This window comes from Telluria sp. RT2P19, from assembly GCF_059685725.1.
In genome coordinates this window covers 74,578-91,368 of record NZ_JCASIL010000024.1, presented here as the reverse complement: position 1 = coordinate 91,368, position 16,791 = coordinate 74,578, and the positions used below count along the sequence as shown (strand labels likewise).

Genomic DNA, 16,791 nt, shown 5'->3' with positions numbered 1-16,791 from the left:
GCGAGCACGGCACAAGCAACGGCGAATGGCTTCGGCTTCAAGGGCGGCATCGCCGAATTGCGGCGATACGCCAGGGCGCTCTCGAACGAGGAGATCGATGCTTTGGTCGCGAACATGTACCAGAAATACGGTACTTAAGTGGGGCTGCAATGGAAGCAGCATTCTACAGGGGTACCCGTCCTGGCCTGGCCGGCATCTATAACCGACTCGTTTGCTGGTGGACCCGCAGCGAGTTCTCGCACGTCGAGCTGGTGCTGTCGACGGGCGTGGCCTGGTCGGCCAGCTTCGCCGACGGCGGTGTGCGCGACAAGCCAATCGACGTCGACACGGCGAACTGGGTCGTGATCGACTTGCCGGCCGAGCTGGAGCAGGGCGCCGAGGCCTGGTTCAAGGCGCACCGCGGCGCGAAGTACGACCTGCTGGGCAACCTGCAGTTCGTGCTGTCGCCGATCCCGCATTCCCGGGAGCGCTGGTTTTGCTCCGAGGCAGTGGCCGCCGCGCTCGGCATCCCGGACCCCTGGCGATACTCGCCCGGCACGCTGGCCAGTGCGCTCACCCTCATGCAACAGCCCGCTCCGGCGGGTTTTTTTACGCCCGTCGAAAGGCCGCAATGAAGATTACCCCGCCTGAAATGGGCAGCTACGCCGGCGGCGCCGTCGCGATCGGCACGTCGCTGACGCTGACCCAGGTCGGCATCATCGTCGGCATCGTGACCGCGCTGCTTACGTTCGGGCTCAACGCCTGGTACACGGCGAAGAAGAACGCTCGCGAGCAGCGCCTGGCAGACCTCGAGGTGCGCGAGCGCGAGGTGCGCCTGGCGCAGCTGGCGCAGGCGATCAAGTAACCATCCTGCGCCGGCCGCGCGCTGGCGCCCAACTCGAAAGGACATACCGTGAATTTCATCGAAGACGCACGCAAGCAGTTCCCGAAACTCTGGTCGGTACGCTTCGCGCTGCTGGCCGCCATCGCCTCGGCCGTCGAGGCCGGCATGCACCTGTATGCGACCGGTACCGCGCCGCTGCTGGTGGTGGCCGCCGGCCTGACTTCGCTCGGCGCCGCGATCGCTCGCGTGGTGGCGCAACCCTCGGTGACCGGCAATGGCTGAGCGCGCAACCACCCAGCGCCGCGGCCTGGTCGCCCTGGTCGGCGCCATCGCCGCGAGTGTTCTGCTCACATTCACCCCGGAGTTCGAAGGCACGAAATACGCCACGTACCGCGACATGGGCGGCGTGCTGACGTACTGCACCGGCGCCACCGAGGATGCAGCCTGGGGCCGCACCTATACGCCGGCGCAATGCCGGGAGCAGCTTGACCGGGATCTGGAGCGGCACGCGCTTGGCATCGCTCAGTGCATCCCGCTCGCGCGCCTGACCGACGGCCAGAAGGTCGCATTCGTGGACGCCGCCTACAACATCGGGGTGCGCGGGTTCTGCGGATCGAGCATGGCGCGCCTGACGAATGCGGGCGACATGACAGGCGCGTGCAATGCGCTGTTGCTCTGGAATAAGGTCGGCGGCAAGGAGGTGCGCGGCCTTACGCGCCGGCGCCAGGCCGAGCGCGAGCTGTGCTTGTGGGACTTGCCATGATCCCGGCGCCATACCGCACGCTGTCCGCCGGCCTCGCCCTGGTGCTGGCCATGATCCTGGCAGGCGCCGCCGGCTGGTTCACGAATGGCTGGCGGCACAGTGGCGAGCTGGCGGAACTGCAGCAGGCGCACGCCGAGTTCCGCGCCACCCTATCCGAGCAGGCGCTGGCCGACATCCAGGCCGACGCCGCCAAGATCCGCCAGGCCGCGACCGAGTTCGCCACCATCCAATCCACCCTGGCGCCGCGCATGACGGCGCTCACCAAGGAGCTGCGCAATGCGAAGCCTCTGCCTGCTGATTGCCGTCCTGATCCTGTCCGGGTGCGCAACCTCGACGCCGCAATCGACGCCGCCAACCAGGCCATCCCTCGATAGCGCGCTGGCGGCGCCGTGCCCGCAGGTGGCGCGGCCGGATGCCGACGACTTCGACGCATGGCAGGCCTGGGCTATCGACCTGCTGCGGCAGTATGCGGAATGCGCGGCTCGCCATGCGAAAACAGTTCAAGCCTGGCCGCAGTGACCCTGCGCTTTGTCGGGTCGAGCAGGATCCGCAGAGCGACCTCGATCGGAATCACGTGCTCGGCCAGCTCGCGTGCGCCGGCGCGGACCCCAAACGCTGCTGCGGTATAGATAGCTAGGTCGACATGGGCAGAAGTGAGCTGATCGGTTCGGGATTTCATGAATGAATGATCGCACCACGGCTGCATTCATGTTTGATCGATATCAGTGGCGTTGCGCTGCTATACTGTATAAACGTACAGTATTTCGGAGAGTCAATTATGCTCACCTCAGCCGCGAAGATCAATCCCGAAGACCTGCACCCGGCGCTCTGGCGTGCTTCGCAGCTGGCGCGCAACCATTCGAGATGCGTCAGCACCGGCCACCAAGCGCTCGACAATCAGCTGCCCGGAGGCGGCTGGCCAACCGGATCGATGACGGACCTGCTTACCCAGCAGCCAGGGATCGGCGAGCTGCGCCTGCTGGCGCCGGCGCTGTCGCAAGTGGCGAAGAGGCAGATCGCTTTCCTGCAGCCACCGCATCCGCCGCAGGCCCTGGCGCTGGCCGCGATGGGCATCCCGCCAGAGTCGGCGCTGTGGCTGCGCGCGGACCGCACCGCCGACGCGCTGTGGGCGGCTGAGCAGGTGCTGCGTAGCGGGAGCTGTGGCGCGCTGCTGTTCTGGCAGCACCAGGTCCGCGCGGAGAGTCAGCGACGCCTGACGCTGGCGGCCCAGGAGGGCGAGACGCTGTTCTTCATGATGCGGCCGCTCGCCGCCGCGCAGGATCCATCACCGGCACCGCTGCGCCTAGCGCTGCGCCCGCAGGCCGGCGGCATTGAGCTCGGGTTCGTGAAGCGGCGAGGACCGCAGCGCGATGAGCCGCTGTTCCTGCCGCTTGTGATCACCCCGGCGCGCCATGTTCAGCCGCACCGCCAAACCGTGCCGGCGTACGCTGTGGCAGAGCCAGCCATCCATCAGTAGGAGCTAGAAAGCTGCGCTATTCAAACTTTTCGGAATCAATCGAATCAAGCACTTACATCAGCACAATCAGTGAATGAATAGCGCAGGGGGTGCAGTGCAAGAGTTTGATTCGATTGCCAAAAAAGACGATAGAGCGTCTGACTTCTAAGCTGTGGGTCGGGGGTTCGATTCCCTCAGGGCGGGCCACTTCTCGCTACACTTGATGCGCTTCCTGTTCAGGTCACGATAAATTCGTAGCCGGCCTCCAGCGAGCCGATGACCTTGAGCTGGTTTTCCCTGCTTTCACTGAATGCCGCCAGCAGGTCGGCCACGTCCAGCGCCTTGCTGTCGAGCGCATTCTTCCAGTGGGCGAAGCCGTCCGCATCGGGCGCACGGTCGAGCACGTTCGCATACATCGCTGTGATCAGGTCGGCGTTGCTGGCCCCGGCGCCGTACAGGCTCTTGAATTCGGACGAGCCAGCGAAGGCATGCGCCACGGTATCCAGGCGCATCCCCTCACCCAAATGCCCGATCCAGAATCCCAGGCCAGCCTTGTCCGGTGCGCGGTCGAAGGCCGCCTGGTACAGGCGATACGCCTGTGCCGGAAATCCCGTGGTCTCGAATGAAATATAGACGCCGTCCTCGAACGACAGCCGCTCGACGTTGCGCAAGCTATCCACGCCGTCCAGGCCCAGCCGGTCGGTGACCGTGATCATGCCGCCGCGCACGCTGATAGCGTACTCGTCGCGATAGCCCTCCAGCACGAAGGTGTCGATGCCGGCGCCACCGTCCACGAAATCGTCCGAGCGCGTGCCATACAGCATGTCGTGGCCGCTGGTGCCGGCGATGGTGTTGGTTGGCGGGTAGGCCGGCGCCCGGTCTTCGTACACGTTGACGCTGACATAGGTGTCGTAATAATCCTGGGTCCACGAGGCGTCGACGTAGTACCAGCCGGTATATGGCGCGACGAACGCGGCATAGTCATAACCATACGCGCCGCTACCGTCGTCGCTGGCGATTGCCCGGCCATCGTCGTCGTAGATGCGCAGGTCGACGGGGTCGAAGTAGCTGCTGCTCTGGACCGTGTAGGCCATGCCCCGGGTGGCGTGGAAGACGAAGATGTCGTCCTGGCTAGCGTAGGGATCGTGGGTGCCGTGGTGCGCGGTGCGGCCGTAGTACTGGCCGAGTTCCGGGTCGATGACCGGGCGCAGGTCGAGCTGCCAGGCCCAGTCCATCTCGGACGGCGTCAGGTGGTGCCGGTCATCCCGGCTGGAGTCGTTGGCCATGATGGACCTCGCGCGAAGTGAGGTGTTCATTGTATGGCTGGGCCAGCGTCACACGATGTTGAATTGGTGTCGCTTTGTAACGGTGGCGCCCCGGTTGCAAGCATGTCTTCACTGCTTGCAGGGTGGAGCGGCGGATTGACGTGTCGCCGCTCCGCTTGCGGTCACGCCGTGCTGGCGGCATCGGCTTGGGCGTCGGCCCAGGCGTGCATCGCACGGCGCAGCAGCCTGCGCTCGCGGTGGTCGATGACGCTGTCGGCGCGCACGATCTCCTGCATTCCCTTGAGCACCATAGCGCGCAGCGCCACATCCTGCACTTCTCCCAGCAGACGGTCGATCGTCGCCCCTTCGATCTCGACCATGCCGGCTGCGCGGTCGACGCTGGACGCCAGCAAATCCTGGGTCAATTCGCCTGCCGTATCGTCAAACGTGTCTTCGCTCACCCGCAGCGCCCCGAGCACACCGCTGCGATGCAGGCTCTTGAGCTCTTGCGGTGCGATGCGGCCGTCGACGATCATGGCCAGCGCGAGCAGGCGGCTCATGGCCTTCGGGCTGTTGGTGGGATAACTTCTCATTGCTTCCTCGCTTCTAAAAGAACTGGAGTCATCAATATACGGCGCTGCCATTCGAAAGTAAAATCGAATAATCTTTCAAAATTACCCTGTTTTTTGGTGGTGTTACATGATCAACTACAAGCACCTCCAGTACTTTCACGCGGTCGCGACAGCGGGCAGCGTCGTCCGTGCCGCCGAGCAGTTGCACGTGTCGCCGCAGGCGATCAGTACGCAGTTGCAGGTGCTGGAAGACCAGCTCGGCGAAGAACTGTTGCGCAAGAAGGGACGCGGACTGGCGCTGACCGAGGCCGGCAAGACCGTGTTGCGCTATGCCGACCAGATCTTCAGCCTCGGCAACGAGCTCGAACAGGCGGTGCGGCGCGGCGTGTTCACCGAGACGGAAACGCTGCGCGTCGGCCTGTGCGACGTGATCGCCAAGACGATGGCGTTTCGCCTGCTGCAGCCAGCGCGCGACGCCGGCCTGGCCATGCACCTGGTGTGCCGGGAAGGGCGCTTCGCCGACCTGATGGAAGACCTGAGCGCGCACCGGCTCGACCTGCTGATCTCGGACCAGGGCTTGCCGCCCGGCGGCGGCGTGCGCGGCCACAGCCACCTGCTCGGTTCGAGCACGGTGGCGGTGCTCGCCCATCCCGAGGTCTGCCGGCGCTGGGCCGGCCCCTTCCCCCAGCGGCTGAAGGAAGCACCATTCCTGATGCCGGGCGAGGACGCGGCCCTGCACAGCCGGCTCAAGGCCTGGCTCGAAACGCATGGGCTGCGCCCGATCGTCGTCGGTGAATTCGACGATGGCGCCTTGCTCGGCTCCTTTGCCGGCGCGGGCGCCGGCTTCATGGCAGCGCCGACCGTGCTGGCGGAGGCGCTGTGCGCGCAGTACGGACTGGAGCAGGTGGGCGTGGTCGACGCGATCGTCGAGCAGATCTATGCAGTGACGGTCGAGCGGCGCGTGCATCATCCGGCGCTGCGGCGCATCCTGGAGCGGGCCGTAAGCGCCTTTGGCGTATAGGCTTTGTCAGAACGGCAGGGCGGTGTCGTCCGGCGGCGGCCGATCGAGGTCGATCTGTTGTTCGACCATGCCGGCCAGGTCGAGTTCGGATAGCAGCGCGCGCGTATCGAATTGCGCATACGCCAGAACAGGATTCGCGCGCGGCGCCACCAGCATGATGGGCAGCCGCGGAAACCACGCACCGAGCCGGGCCAGCAGGGCGGCGCCCGCGCCGGCCTGCAGCATGGCCGGTTCGGCGAACACGACAGCCATCCGGATGCCGCGCAGGTCGACGATGCCGCCGGTAAGCTTCAAATGCGGTCGCTTTCCTTGCGCACCACGCGGCCGATGACGATGCATTCGCCGCCCTGGCACAGCTTGCGGTGGTATTTGTGCTGGTCGACGTTGTCCGAGGTCAGCCACCATTGGCCGGCATCGCGCGCCAGGCGCTTGACCACGGCCTCGCCCTCGTAGTTGAACGCGTACACGGCGCCGTCGACGAGCTTGGTGTCGAGCGTGTTGATGACGACGATGTCGCCAGCGTACAGCGAGGGCTCCATGCTCTCGCCCTTGACGTAGATCGCGATCAGGTGCGTGGGATTGTATTGATTGCGCTCGAGCCAGGTGCGGCGCATGCCGAGCGTGCCGCCATCGCGCCTTTCCGGCTCGGCCTGGTAACCGGTGATGCCGGCCGACAACCGCAGCTTCACCATCGGGATCTGGATGAAGCCGTCGTCCTCGCCCTCGGCCGCCACCACGCGCAATGCATTCGTCACGCCGGCCGGGTGCGTGGTGTCGTTCGCCCCCGACATCGGCGCCAGGATTTCCGGCGGCAGGCTCCTGCCCGTGACCCGCGCGATGGCCAGTAGTTGCTTGAGGTTGGGGCTGTGCTTCTCGTTTTCCCAGTGCGAGATATTGGCCTTGGTATTGCCGCGTTCAGTGCCGAGCTCGAGCGCCAGCCGCGCACCCAGCGCCGTGCCCGACAGGCCGGCGGCGGTGCGTGCGTCCCTGACCCAACCCGCAATCATCGTCTGAAGATCCATGACGCCATGGTATAGGAAAACTATACTGAGAGGTATAGTTTTTGTTTACTATTGTGGTATAGTTTTTCTATACTTTCATCAACTGCGTTGAGGTGGCTCAGGGATTTATGACGTTTCCCTTGCGCTGCTCTGGTGCAAAACAAGAGGAGACACGATGATCATTGATACCTACCTGCGCCTGCTCGGCGCCGACATGGCCACGTCGCTGACGCTATCCGACCTCGGCATCCTGGTGGGCATGCTGACCGGCGTGCTGGGCGCGCTCGTCAACCTGGTGTACACCTGGCGCAAGGACCGCCGCGAGCAGCGCGAGAGCGATGCGGCCCGGGCCCGTCGCCGCCAGGACAAGTAAAGCGATGGCAACCCTCGCCGCTGGCGGACCTGTAGAATAGCGGTCCGCATCGCCAACGATTTCCGGAGCACGTCGTCCCATGGTTTTCCTTACCGTCCCCTATGCCGAGAAAGACGCCGCGAAGGCGCTCGGCGCCCGCTGGAACCCCACCCGCCGCCGCTGGTACGTGCCGGACGGCGTCGCCGCCGAGCCGTTCGCCAAGTGGCTCGACGGCGGGCCGGGCGGCGACGCCGCGCCTGGCGCGGCCACCAGGTCGGGCCGGGTCGACAGCTACCAGGGCAAGACCGTGGTCGGGATTAATTACGTCGAGCTGGCCCACGATTGCGACCCGATGCAGGCGTGCCCGAGTTGCGCGCAGCAGTTGGCGGACACACCCTGGGCCAAGGCGCATGCAGGGCTGAAGGCCCTGGTCGGGTCGATGCCGGGCACATCGAGCAAGTGAACGCCGCCGCCCGGGCCTTCGTGCTAGCGTGAGGGCAGGCGGATCACCTGGTTCGCCATCAGCCGGAGGACCGTCCATGCGCTTGCGCCGTCTGCTATGCACCAGCTTTTTCCTGGCCGGATTGTCCGGCGTCACGGCCGGCGCCCAGGCCCAGGCCCAGGCGCCGCAGAGCGGGCAACAAGGGCAGGTATCCACCCTGCAGCTTGCGGCCGGGGACGCTGCGGTGGATGCGGCGCAGGGCAGCGTGCAGTTCATCGGCACCGCGACCGTATTGATCCGCTATCAGGGGTTCACGATCCTGACCGATCCGAATTTCTTGCACAAGGGCGACCACGTGCACCTCGGCTACGGCCTGACGTCGGAGCGCAAGACCGATCCGGCGATCTCCTTCGACGAACTCCCACCCATCGACCTGGTGGTGCTGTCGCATTTCCACGGCGACCACTTTGACCAACTGGTGCAGAAGCGCCTGGATCGCGCGGTGCCCATTGTCAGCACCCGGCAGGCTGCGGCCAGCCTCAAGAAGCTGGGCTTTACCCGCGTCACCGGGCTCAGTCCCTGGGACCGGCTGGACGTCACGAAAGGCGAGGCGCGCCTGCGCGTCACGGCCACGCCCGGGCGCCACGGACCGGCCGGGGTGGCCGCCTTGCTGCCGAAGGTGATGGGTTCGGTGCTCGACTTCGGGCCGGATGCGGCGGCGCCGGACTACCGCATGTACATCAGTGGCGACACGCTGGTGATCGACGACATCAAGATGGTGCCCGAACGCTTTCCCGGCATCGACCTGGCCCTGCTGCACCTGGGCGGCACGCGCATCCTGGGCGTCGTCAAAGTCACCATGGACGGCAAGGACGGCGTGCGCATGATGCAGGTGGTGCGGCCAAAAAAGACCATCCCGATCCACTACAACGACTACGATGTCTTTAAGTCGCCGCTCGAGGACTTCGCGCGCGAAGTGAAGGCCGCCGGCCTCGAACGCGACGTGGTGTACCTGGCGCATGGCGAGACGTATACCTTCAGCAGGAAGGCACGCTGAACGCTTCCAGGTCCACCATCCGGCGCAAGTGAATCGTGCGCTGCTCGCATTACTGCTGAGAAAGCGCTAAGATGCCAGCTTGACAATATTGCGCAAGCGACGACATGACCCAGGCGACCGCTGGCAGGCGACCACACGACCAGGCACGCAGCGAGCGCCGCCTGGGCGTGGGTATCCTCACTTCGGTGGTGCTGCATGGCTTGCTGCTGTCGCTGCAGTTCGGCGTGCCCGGCCTCGACCCGGGCGGTAGCGGACCGATCAGCATTGCACTGGCGCCGTCTCCGTTGCCGGTGCCTACACCTATACCTGCGCCGTTGCCTGAAACGCCGATCGCGGCCCTGCCGCCAGTGCCGTTGCCGCCCACGGCGCCGCCAGCTGCGCCCGCGCCGACGCGCGGTTTGCGCCTGGTCGACTTGCCGCCACCGCCACCTCCGCCGCGCGTGCAGGCCGAGGCGCGTCCGGCGCAGGCCAAGCGGCTCAAGCGCGCCAAGCCGCCCGCGCCGAAGCGCAGGCTGCGCGATGTGCCGCCCCTGCTCATCGCCGCCGCGCCCGATCCCACATCCGAGTTTACCGTTGCCGTCCCCTTGCCCGAGATCGGCCCCGAACCGGCGCCCGACGAGCCGGTGCTGGCAGACAACGCCGACATCGAGCCGCCGGCGCCAGCGACCGAGATCGAGGTGGCCGGCCCCGACCCCGTCGCGCAAGCGGCCGAGGAAGCATCGCGCCGCCAGCTGGCCGACCAGGCGCCGGAACAGGAGCAACTAGCCCGGGCCGAGCGTGACGCCGCCGAAGCGCGCCTGGCGCAGGACCGGGTGGAACAGGAGCGGGTGGAACAGGAGCGAGCCGCGCAGCGAAGGGCCGAGCAGGAGCGGGCCGCGCAGCAGCGGGTCGAGGAGCAGCGTGTGGCCGAGGAAGATGCGCGGATCGCGCAGCAGCGCGAAGCCGAACACCTGCGCGCCCAGGCCGAGCAGGCCCGGGCGGGGGAGCAGGCCCGGGCGGGGGAGCAGGCCGAGCGTGAGCAGGCGCTGCTGCGCCAGGACGAACTGGCCGCACGCCAGCGCGCCGAGGAAGAGGCGTCGCGCCTGGCCCAACAGCAGGCGCAGGAGCGCGAGCTCGCTGAACGGCAACGCCTCGAGGCCGAGCGCCTGGCTCAAGCGGCGGCCGAGCGCCGGCGACTCGACGAACTGGCGCAGCAGCAGCGGCAGGCCGACGAGCGCGCACGAAAGCTGGCGCAAGATCTCGCCCAACAGCAGGCCCGGCAGCAGGCGGCAAGGGAGGCCGAACAGCAGGCACGCGCCGAGGCCGAACGGCTGGCGCGCCAGCAGGCGGACGAGGCCGTGCGCCAGGCCGCCGCCCAGCGGATGCCGGCGCAGGCGCCCGGTCCCGCCAGGGGGGCGGGCCTGGAATCCATGCCGGTGGGTCCGGGTGTCGGACAGGGAACGGGACCGGGCCCGGGCAGTGACAGCGGCGCCGGCAGCCGGCCAGGCGCCGGCGCGCTGGCCGGCCTGCCCGGCAGCCGCGCGCGCGAGTTGCTGCGCGGCGTGACCATCCCCAACGTGGCTGCCCCGGCCACGCCGGCCGAGCGTGCGGCCGGCGGGCGGCGGGTGCTGGCCGACGGCGGCGAACGCGATGCGCCGCTGCGCCTGTACGTCGACAGCGTGCGCCAGAAGCTCGAGCGCAATGCAGTGATGGGCGGCGCCCGCCTGACGCTGCAGGACGTGCGCATCGATCCCCTGGTCAGCCTGTCGCTGCGCAGTGACGGCAGCGTCGACGAGGTCACCATCGTGCGCTCCAGCGGCCGGGCCGAGATGGACGACGCGGTGCGCCGCTTCGTGCGCCTGAACGCCCGCTATTCCGCGTTCCCGCCGAACGTCGCGGCGCGCTTCGACATCATCGAGATCCGCCGCATCTGGCGCTTCACGGACGGACTCAAGCTGATCGAAGAGATGCGCTGAGCCGCTCTGTACGAGCCTCGCCACGGGCCCGCTCGCGGCGCCAGGCCCGGTCAACGCCGCTGTTCGCGGTTTGATGCGCTGCAAAGCCAAGCCCAATAAACGCCGTACCCTGAACTGAAACGTTCATCTACCGCGTCTATTTTGATAGGCAACAATCATGGCTTGGTTCAGATCAGTTGCAACAAGGGATATACCGCGCCGCGCCGTCGCCTGCGTGGATCGTCTCATCCCCGGTCTTGCTGGTTGTCTCGCCTGCTGTGTCGTCTTGTCCGCCTGTGCGACCGGCATCGGCTTCGGCGAGGCGGCCCGTTCCGGCGGGCCCAACGCCGCAGCGCCGCCGCCCACCGAGCTGATCACCGAGACGCTGATCGAGAGCGAGCGCGCGGCCGTCGCCGGCTTGGCCCGGCAAGACCTCTCGCCCTTGTTTGAGACCCGTCCGCCACCGTATACCATCGGGCGCGGCGACATCCTGTCGATCGTGGTCTGGGATCATCCCGAGCTGGCCGCCGGCGGCATGACCATGGCCACCTCGGTCGCCGATAGCGGCGTCGTGCAGCCCAATGCGACGCCGCCCGGTTTCGCGGTCGACCACCGGGGTCGCATCCAGTTTCCCCTGATCGGCCTGCTTGGCCTCGACGGCAAGACCGAGGAAGAAGCGCGCGCGCTGCTCACCGGCAAACTGGCACGCTATATCGCCAATCCGAACGTCACCTTGCGCGTGCAGGCCTACCGCAGCCGCCGCGTGTACGTCGATGGCGCGGTGCGCACGCCCGGCCTGCAGGCGATCGACGATCTCCCCATGACGCTGGTCGAGGCGCTCAACCGCGCCGGCGGCATGCAAGCCAACGCCGACCAGAGTCGCCTCGTGATCGAGCGTGGCGACAAGCGCTACCACGTCAACCTGCGCGAGCTGGTCCAGAAGGGCGTCAATCCGGGCGCCATTCTCCTGGCCCACGGCGACCTGGTACGCGTGCACTCGCGCGACGAAAGCAAGGTATTCGTCTCCGGCGAGGTGATCACCCCCAAGGCGCTCACCATGCACGACGGCCGGCTCACGCTCAACGAGGCGCTGGGCGAGACGGGCGGCATCAGCCCCTTGAGCGGCGACGCGCGCCAGGTGTACGTGGTGCGCAAGACCCCGGAGCGCACCCGCGTGTTCCGGCTGGATGCCCGCGACTCCGGGGCGCTGGCGATGGCCGAGACCTTCGAGTTGCGGCCCAAGGACGTGGTGTATGTCGCCGCGTCGCCGCTGGCGAACTGGAACCGGCACCTGAGCCTGCTGTTCCCCGGCGCGCTGACGAATGCCGTCGGCGTCACGAATCGTCCCTGAACATCCTGACCGCTCTCAGTCGCCCTCAGCTGCCTAGAGTCACCCAGAGTCGCCCCGAGGAGTCTCGCCATGACCAGCTCGCACGATGCGCATTCGCTCAAGCATGTCGCGCACAGTCCGCCAGTGCTGTCGGTGCCGTTCGACCCGCGGCCGCCCGAACCCTTGCCCGAGGAATCCACGGTCGACCTGAAAGGCTATCTCAACACCCTGTACGACAGCCGCTGGCTGATCGGCAGCATCACCGCGATCGTCACGATCGTCGCCGTCCTCCATGCGCTGGTGGCCAATCCGGTCTATGAGGCGAACCTCATGATCCACGTCGAGGAAGAAAGCCCGAACGCCTCCAAGAACATCCTGAGCGAAGCCTCCTCGCTATTCGAGACCAAGAAGGCGGCGATCGCCGAAATGGAGCTGCTGCGCTCGCGCATGGTCGTCTCGCGCGCGGTCGACAACCTGCAGCTGTACGTCGAGGTTGAGCCCAAGTACTTCCCGGTGCTGGGCTCATGGTTCGCCAACCAGAACGGCGGCGCCTTGTCCAGTCCTGGACTGTTCGGCTACGGCGGCTTCGTGTGGGGAGGCGAGCGCGCCACGGTGTCGGTGTTCGAGGTGCCCGACAGCTGGCTCAACCGCGAATTCGTGATCACCGCGCGCGCCGGCAACCGCTACCGCTTTTCCGGCGGTGGCCAGCGCATCGCCTTTGACGCCAGTGTCGGCCAGCGCTACCGGGTGCAGACGCCGGACGGGCTGGTCGAGATCAAGGTCGACCGCATGGCAGGCAATCCCGGTGCGCGCTTCAAGATCAAGCGCAAGTCGCGCCTGGGCACTATCCAGGGCATTCAGCGCTCGATGGTCATCACCGAGCAGGGCAAGCAGTCGGGCGTCATCGAAGTAAAGCTGCAGGGCCAGGACGCCGACAGCATCAATGGCCTGCTGAGCGAGATCGGGCGCGAATACATGCGCCAGAACCTGGCGCGCAAGACCGAGGAGGCCGAAAAATCGCTGGCCTTTCTGAACCAGCAACTGCCGATCCTGAAACGCCAGCTCGAACAATCCGAAGACCGCTATAACCAGTTCCGCAACGCCCACGGCACCGTTGACCTGCGCGAAGAAGCGCGCATGAGCCTGTCGCAGGCGGCGGCCGCGCGCGCGCGTCGGATGGAACTGATGCAGAAAAAGACCGAGCTGCTGGCCCGCTTCACCGAAGACCACCCGGTGGTCGCCGCGATCAACCGTCAGCGGCGCGAAGTCGAGACCGAGATCGAGGCGATCGCCGCCCGTATCCGCACCCTGCCGGTGATGGAGCAGGACGAAGCGCGGCTGACCCGCGACATCAAGGTCAACACCGACCTGTACACGGCCCTGTCGAACACGGCGCAGCAACTGCGCCTGATCTCGGTCGGCAGGGTCAGCAATGTGCGGCTGGTCGATGCGCCGATCGAGCCCGAGCGGCCGATCAAGCCGAACCGGCCGCTGATCGTCGCGCTGGCGGTGGTCACCGGTCTGTTTCTGGGCACCCTGATCGCCTTCACCCGCAAAGCCATGCGCGGCGGGATCGACGATCCGGCCAAGATCGAGCGCATGCTGCGGGCGCGGGTGGTGTACGCCTCGATTCCGCACAGCGGCAACGAGGACAAGCTGATGCGCAAGGTCAAGCCGGACGGCGGATTGCCATTGCTGGCCCAGATTCTTCCCGAAGACCCGGCCGTCGAGAGCCTGCGCAGCTTCCGCGCCGCCTTGCGCTTCTCGATGCCGCACTTCAAGAACAACGTGGTCATGATCGCCGGGCCCACGCGTGGACTGGGTAAATCGTTTGTGACCGCCAACCTCGCGGCGGTGATGGCAGCCAGTGGCATGCGCGTGCTGCTGATCGACGCCGACCTGCGCAACGGCCACTTGCACCGCTACTTTGGCGTCGAGCGCGCGCGCGGGCTGTCACGGGCAATCGCGGGGGCCATGCCGGTCGACGAGGTCATCCACCGGAGCGTCATGGAAAACCTGGACTTCATCCCGACCGGGGAATTGCCGACCAACCGCGCGGAATTCCTGTTGCAGCTGAACTTGGGCAATTTGCTCGAGCTGGTCAGTGGCCACTACGACCTCGTGCTGCTCGACCCACCGCCCTTGCTGGCGGTGGCGGACGCCCTCATCATCGGCGCGCATGCGGGCGCCGTATTCATCGTCGCCCGTTCCGGTGTGACCACCGAGAACCAGATCAACGAGTCGATCAAGCGTCTCAATCATGCCGGCATCTCGCCGCGCGGTGTGCTGTTCAACGACATGGCCCTGCGCCTGGGTGAAGATCGCTCGCAGTATGGGACGGCGCAGTTGGGTTACGCCGCCTGATGGCGAGCGGTACGCCGCGCCCGTATGAGAGGGGCGTCGGCGCATCCTTGAAACGGGTCGCGCCGGCGCTGGCAACGTATCCCCGCCGGCGGGTCTGCAATCGCATCCTGAATGGCCATCGCCACGGCAGGAGCCGGCTATGAGGCGTCCCCCAAGCTGCCCGCGAATCGTCCACATTCCGTGCGTAGCCGCGCGCAGCCGCACCTTGCCGGCTCTGTGGACACGCTTCTTTTTGATCGCCGCACTACCTTAAGCCTTGCATGCATGGCGACTTTGCGAGGATCCGTACGGCCGATAGCCGATAGCCGATAGCCGATAGCCGATAGCCGATAACCGATAATCGATAGCCGATAGCCGATAGCCGATAGCCGGTTGCCGGTAGCCGGTTATCGGAATCTGTGGACGGTGAACGGTCGTTGGCCTGGTCGCCATGGCGCAGCGCTTCGCATCCGGAAAGTCGAGGCGCGCGACGACGCGCTGCGACGTGGATGCCTCTGTCGCGGCAGGTCTGGATAGGCTGGCCGGCGCCGCTACCGGCCCGCATGGTCTGTTCAGTCCGGCGAAAGGGCGGTCACGGCCGGACGGTTCGCACGTGGCGCGAGCAGCCAATCCTTCAGGGCCCTGCGGATGCGGAAGGTATTGCGCTCGAACGCCAGGTAGAACATATAGGCAAAGCCGACCAGGGCCAGCAGGATCGCGCCATACCAGACGTAATCCATCGTCACGAAGGGGTTGAGCTGTTCGCGCCCGGATGCCGCGCCACCGATGTGGATCGCCAGGAAAATCAGCGGCAGGTGGGTGACGTACAGGGTGAACGAGAAGTCGGAGAAGAAGGTCGCGATGCGATTGATGCGCCCGAAGCGTGGGGACGACGAATCGACTGGCTGGTGCAGCGAGGACAACAAGAGCAGCAGCGGCACGCTGCAGATCATGTCTTGCACGAAGGATTCGGGCACCAGTTCGTTATTGTTGCCGGTCAGGCGGTAATAGCTGAACAGTCCCACCGTCAGCATGCCCAGCACCAGGCGCATGCCGTTCCCGCAATGCAGTTCGATGCGCGAATATGCCGCCCCCAGCAGCCACAGCATGAAGTACATCGAGATCATCTTGGGCAGGATGATCACCAGCACCACGAAGGCTACCGCGCAGGCGGCGCGCTTGAAGCGGCCGTGGCCGAACAGGACCAGGGCCAGCAGCGGAAACTGGACGTAGTACCAGGTTTCATACGTCAAGCTCCACAAAGCATAGTTGCCGCCGAAATTGGGCACCAGAAAGGTTTGCAGGCCGAGCAGGTTGCCGATGAAAGTGGACGCCGAATAAGGATTCGCCGGCGACAAGTCCATCGCCCCCGGCTGCGCCGTCCCGATGGCCAGTCCAACCAGGAGGACCAGCGCCAGGGTCGGCAGCAGCACCGTCCACAGGCGGGTCACGCGGTCGATCGCGTAGTTGGCGAGGGCATGTGGCTGGTGCAGGCGATTCATCAGGCTGCCGCCGACCAGCCAGCCGCTGATCAGGAAGAACACCACCACCGCCTGGTGGGCGAAGCCGGTCACGAAGGCGACGACCTGGTAGGCGAGCGTCGGATCCTGCAGCGCGCGCAGACCGGGATAGATCTCGGATCGCAAGTGGCCAGCGGCGACCTCAAGTGCGGCAACGCCGCGCAGCAGCGACAGCGCCAGCGATTGCAGGGGATGGTCGTGCAGATTGGATTGGGCACGACAGCGGAACGTCGGGAGAGAGAGGGAAGGCATGACAGAGCTCCTTTCTGCGGGAAGACATGAGACAAGCAGTTCAATGGCGTTCAATGGCCCTGGCTAGCCGCAGGCATCCCAGGGATAGGGACGGCTATTGCCCGACAGCGCCAGGGCTACCTGGATCATCCAGTAGCCGATGTGCGCGAATTCCATCAGCCAGGCGCCGAGCGCGAACACCGGCAGCGACCACCACATGGCCGGTAGCAGCCGCGTGCGCGCCAGGTCGTCCGACCAGGCCACGCCCAGCAGACTGGCGGAGGCGCCCAGCAGCCAGCCGCTGAGCGTTTCCGGCCCCGTGTGCTCGCCGCTGGCGACCAGCAGCGCCGCCACCGCAGCGCCCAGCAGCAGGCCGAGCGTCAAGCCAGCCCGTGCCGCGACCCGGCCCTGGTGCACCAGCAAGACCCAGGCCGCGAACGGATAGAGCGCGGCGACCAGCGTTGCGTGGCCGCTGATCGCCTGGAACTCGAGCAGGACGAGGTCGGTACCCCAGCCCAGGTGCGCGATCTTGCTGCCGCCCACCAACCCCAGCGCGGCGACGAAGCACAGGCCCCAGCGCAGCGCGGTGCGCCAGGCGCCGGCCGCCAGCAGCCAGGCGCCCAGGGCTGCTCCCAGCGGCAGCGCGACTTCGAGGTCGCCCAGGTGCAGCAAGCGCAGCAT

General features: G+C 66.5%; 21 protein-coding genes. 14 read left to right on the top strand and 7 right to left on the bottom strand.

The features are described 5' to 3' along the window. Positions 1–149 precede the first annotated feature (149 nt). Genes AC56KW_RS23205 through lysC form a run of 6 tightly spaced genes read left to right on the top strand, consistent with a single transcriptional unit; the run spans position 150 to position 2,105 of the window. On the top strand, positions 150–614 hold the full coding sequence (locus AC56KW_RS23205) for a hypothetical protein (protein WP_497172991.1): 465 nt from the start codon (positions 150–152) through the stop codon (positions 612–614). Then, entirely contained in the window at positions 611–844 is a 234-nt protein-coding gene (locus AC56KW_RS23200) for a phage holin family protein (protein WP_497172990.1), read from the top strand. The genes AC56KW_RS23205 and AC56KW_RS23200 overlap by 4 nt, the downstream gene beginning before the upstream one ends. 48 nt (positions 845–892) lie before the next feature. Next, a complete protein-coding gene (locus AC56KW_RS23195) occupies positions 893–1,105 on the top strand; it encodes a DUF7940 domain-containing protein (RefSeq protein WP_497172989.1) in 213 nt (70 codons plus the stop codon). Continuing rightward, entirely contained in the window at positions 1,098–1,586 is a 489-nt protein-coding gene (locus tag AC56KW_RS23190) for a lysozyme (protein ID WP_497172988.1), read from the top strand. The genes AC56KW_RS23195 and AC56KW_RS23190 overlap by 8 nt, the downstream gene beginning before the upstream one ends. After that, the gene (locus tag AC56KW_RS23185) at positions 1,583–1,960 is read left to right on the top strand and encodes a hypothetical protein (RefSeq protein ID WP_497172987.1); all 378 of its coding nucleotides are present in this window, start codon (positions 1,583–1,585) and stop codon (positions 1,958–1,960) included. Before AC56KW_RS23190 ends, AC56KW_RS23185 begins: the two co-directional genes overlap by 4 nt. After that, positions 1,863–2,105 (top strand): Rz1-like lysis system protein LysC, encoded by a 243-nt coding sequence (gene lysC / locus AC56KW_RS23180; RefSeq protein ID WP_497172986.1) that lies wholly within the window; start codon positions 1,863–1,865, stop codon positions 2,103–2,105. The genes AC56KW_RS23185 and lysC overlap by 98 nt, the downstream gene beginning before the upstream one ends. Here the strand turns inward: lysC and AC56KW_RS23175 are convergent. Further along, positions 2,032–2,265 carry a hypothetical protein gene (locus tag AC56KW_RS23175; protein ID WP_497172994.1) on the bottom strand — a complete coding sequence of 78 codons (234 nt, stop codon included), beginning with the start codon at positions 2,263–2,265 and terminating at the stop codon, positions 2,032–2,034. The two genes, lysC and AC56KW_RS23175, sit on opposite strands and share 74 nt — an antisense overlap. Before the next feature lie 99 nt (positions 2,266–2,364). Between AC56KW_RS23175 and imuA the strand changes: the two genes are divergently transcribed. Further along, the gene (imuA, locus tag AC56KW_RS23170; protein ID WP_497172993.1) at positions 2,365–3,063 is read left to right on the top strand and encodes a translesion DNA synthesis-associated protein ImuA; all 699 of its coding nucleotides are present in this window, start codon (positions 2,365–2,367) and stop codon (positions 3,061–3,063) included. 215 nt (positions 3,064–3,278) lie between these two features. Here imuA and AC56KW_RS23165 read toward each other — a convergent pair whose 3' ends face one another. Together AC56KW_RS23165 and AC56KW_RS23160 are read right to left on the bottom strand one after the other, a co-directional pair. After that, the gene (locus AC56KW_RS23165) at positions 3,279–4,328 is read right to left on the bottom strand and encodes a DUF4214 domain-containing protein (RefSeq protein ID WP_497172985.1); all 1,050 of its coding nucleotides are present in this window, start codon (positions 4,326–4,328) and stop codon (positions 3,279–3,281) included. Positions 4,329–4,489: 161 nt separating this feature from the next. Further along, positions 4,490–4,900 carry a tellurite resistance TerB family protein gene (locus tag AC56KW_RS23160; protein WP_497172984.1) on the bottom strand — a complete coding sequence of 137 codons (411 nt, stop codon included), beginning with the start codon at positions 4,898–4,900 and terminating at the stop codon, positions 4,490–4,492. 106 nt (positions 4,901–5,006) lie between these two features. Between AC56KW_RS23160 and AC56KW_RS23155 the strand changes: the two genes are divergently transcribed. Then, positions 5,007–5,900, top strand: a complete 894-nt coding sequence (locus tag AC56KW_RS23155; RefSeq protein WP_497172983.1) for a LysR family transcriptional regulator — start codon at positions 5,007–5,009, stop codon at positions 5,898–5,900. Between the two features lie 6 nt (positions 5,901–5,906). Here the strand turns inward: AC56KW_RS23155 and AC56KW_RS23150 are convergent, their stop codons facing one another. Beyond that, entirely contained in the window at positions 5,907–6,194 is a 288-nt protein-coding gene (locus tag AC56KW_RS23150) for a hypothetical protein (protein ID WP_497172982.1), read from the bottom strand. Beyond that, positions 6,191–6,922 (bottom strand): S24 family peptidase, encoded by a 732-nt coding sequence (locus tag AC56KW_RS23145; protein WP_497172981.1) that lies wholly within the window; start codon positions 6,920–6,922, stop codon positions 6,191–6,193. Before AC56KW_RS23145 ends, AC56KW_RS23150 begins: the two co-directional genes overlap by 4 nt. Positions 6,923–7,076: 154 nt before the next feature. Between AC56KW_RS23145 and AC56KW_RS23140 the strand changes: the two genes are divergently transcribed. From AC56KW_RS23140 to AC56KW_RS23115, 6 genes are all read left to right on the top strand, one after another. Further along, a complete protein-coding gene (locus AC56KW_RS23140) occupies positions 7,077–7,274 on the top strand; it encodes a phage holin family protein (protein ID WP_497172980.1) in 198 nt (65 codons plus the stop codon). 79 nt (positions 7,275–7,353) lie between these two features. Then, positions 7,354–7,716 carry a DUF5710 domain-containing protein gene (locus AC56KW_RS23135; protein WP_497172979.1) on the top strand — a complete coding sequence of 121 codons (363 nt, stop codon included), beginning with the start codon at positions 7,354–7,356 and terminating at the stop codon, positions 7,714–7,716. Positions 7,717–7,792: 76 nt separating this feature from the next. After that, on the top strand, positions 7,793–8,752 hold the full coding sequence (locus tag AC56KW_RS23130) for an MBL fold metallo-hydrolase (protein ID WP_497172978.1): 960 nt from the start codon (positions 7,793–7,795) through the stop codon (positions 8,750–8,752). 104 nt (positions 8,753–8,856) lie between these two features. Beyond that, positions 8,857–10,707 (top strand): energy transducer TonB, encoded by a 1,851-nt coding sequence (locus AC56KW_RS23125; RefSeq protein WP_497172977.1) that lies wholly within the window; start codon positions 8,857–8,859, stop codon positions 10,705–10,707. A gap of 265 nt (positions 10,708–10,972) precedes the next feature. After that, positions 10,973–12,037: a polysaccharide biosynthesis/export family protein gene (locus AC56KW_RS23120; RefSeq protein WP_497172976.1), complete on the top strand. Its 1,065-nt coding sequence runs from the start codon at positions 10,973–10,975 to the stop codon at positions 12,035–12,037. Between the two features lie 69 nt (positions 12,038–12,106). Next, the gene (locus AC56KW_RS23115) at positions 12,107–14,380 is read left to right on the top strand and encodes a polysaccharide biosynthesis tyrosine autokinase (protein ID WP_497172975.1); all 2,274 of its coding nucleotides are present in this window, start codon (positions 12,107–12,109) and stop codon (positions 14,378–14,380) included. 551 nt (positions 14,381–14,931) lie between these two features. Here the strand turns inward: AC56KW_RS23115 and AC56KW_RS23110 are convergent. Both AC56KW_RS23110 and AC56KW_RS23105 read right to left on the bottom strand, forming a co-directional pair. Next, positions 14,932–16,131 (bottom strand): acyltransferase family protein, encoded by a 1,200-nt coding sequence (locus AC56KW_RS23110; RefSeq protein ID WP_497172974.1) that lies wholly within the window; start codon positions 16,129–16,131, stop codon positions 14,932–14,934. Positions 16,132–16,194: 63 nt separating this feature from the next. Beyond that, positions 16,195–16,791 carry a hypothetical protein gene (locus AC56KW_RS23105; RefSeq protein WP_497172973.1) on the bottom strand — a complete coding sequence of 199 codons (597 nt, stop codon included), beginning with the start codon at positions 16,789–16,791 and terminating at the stop codon, positions 16,195–16,197.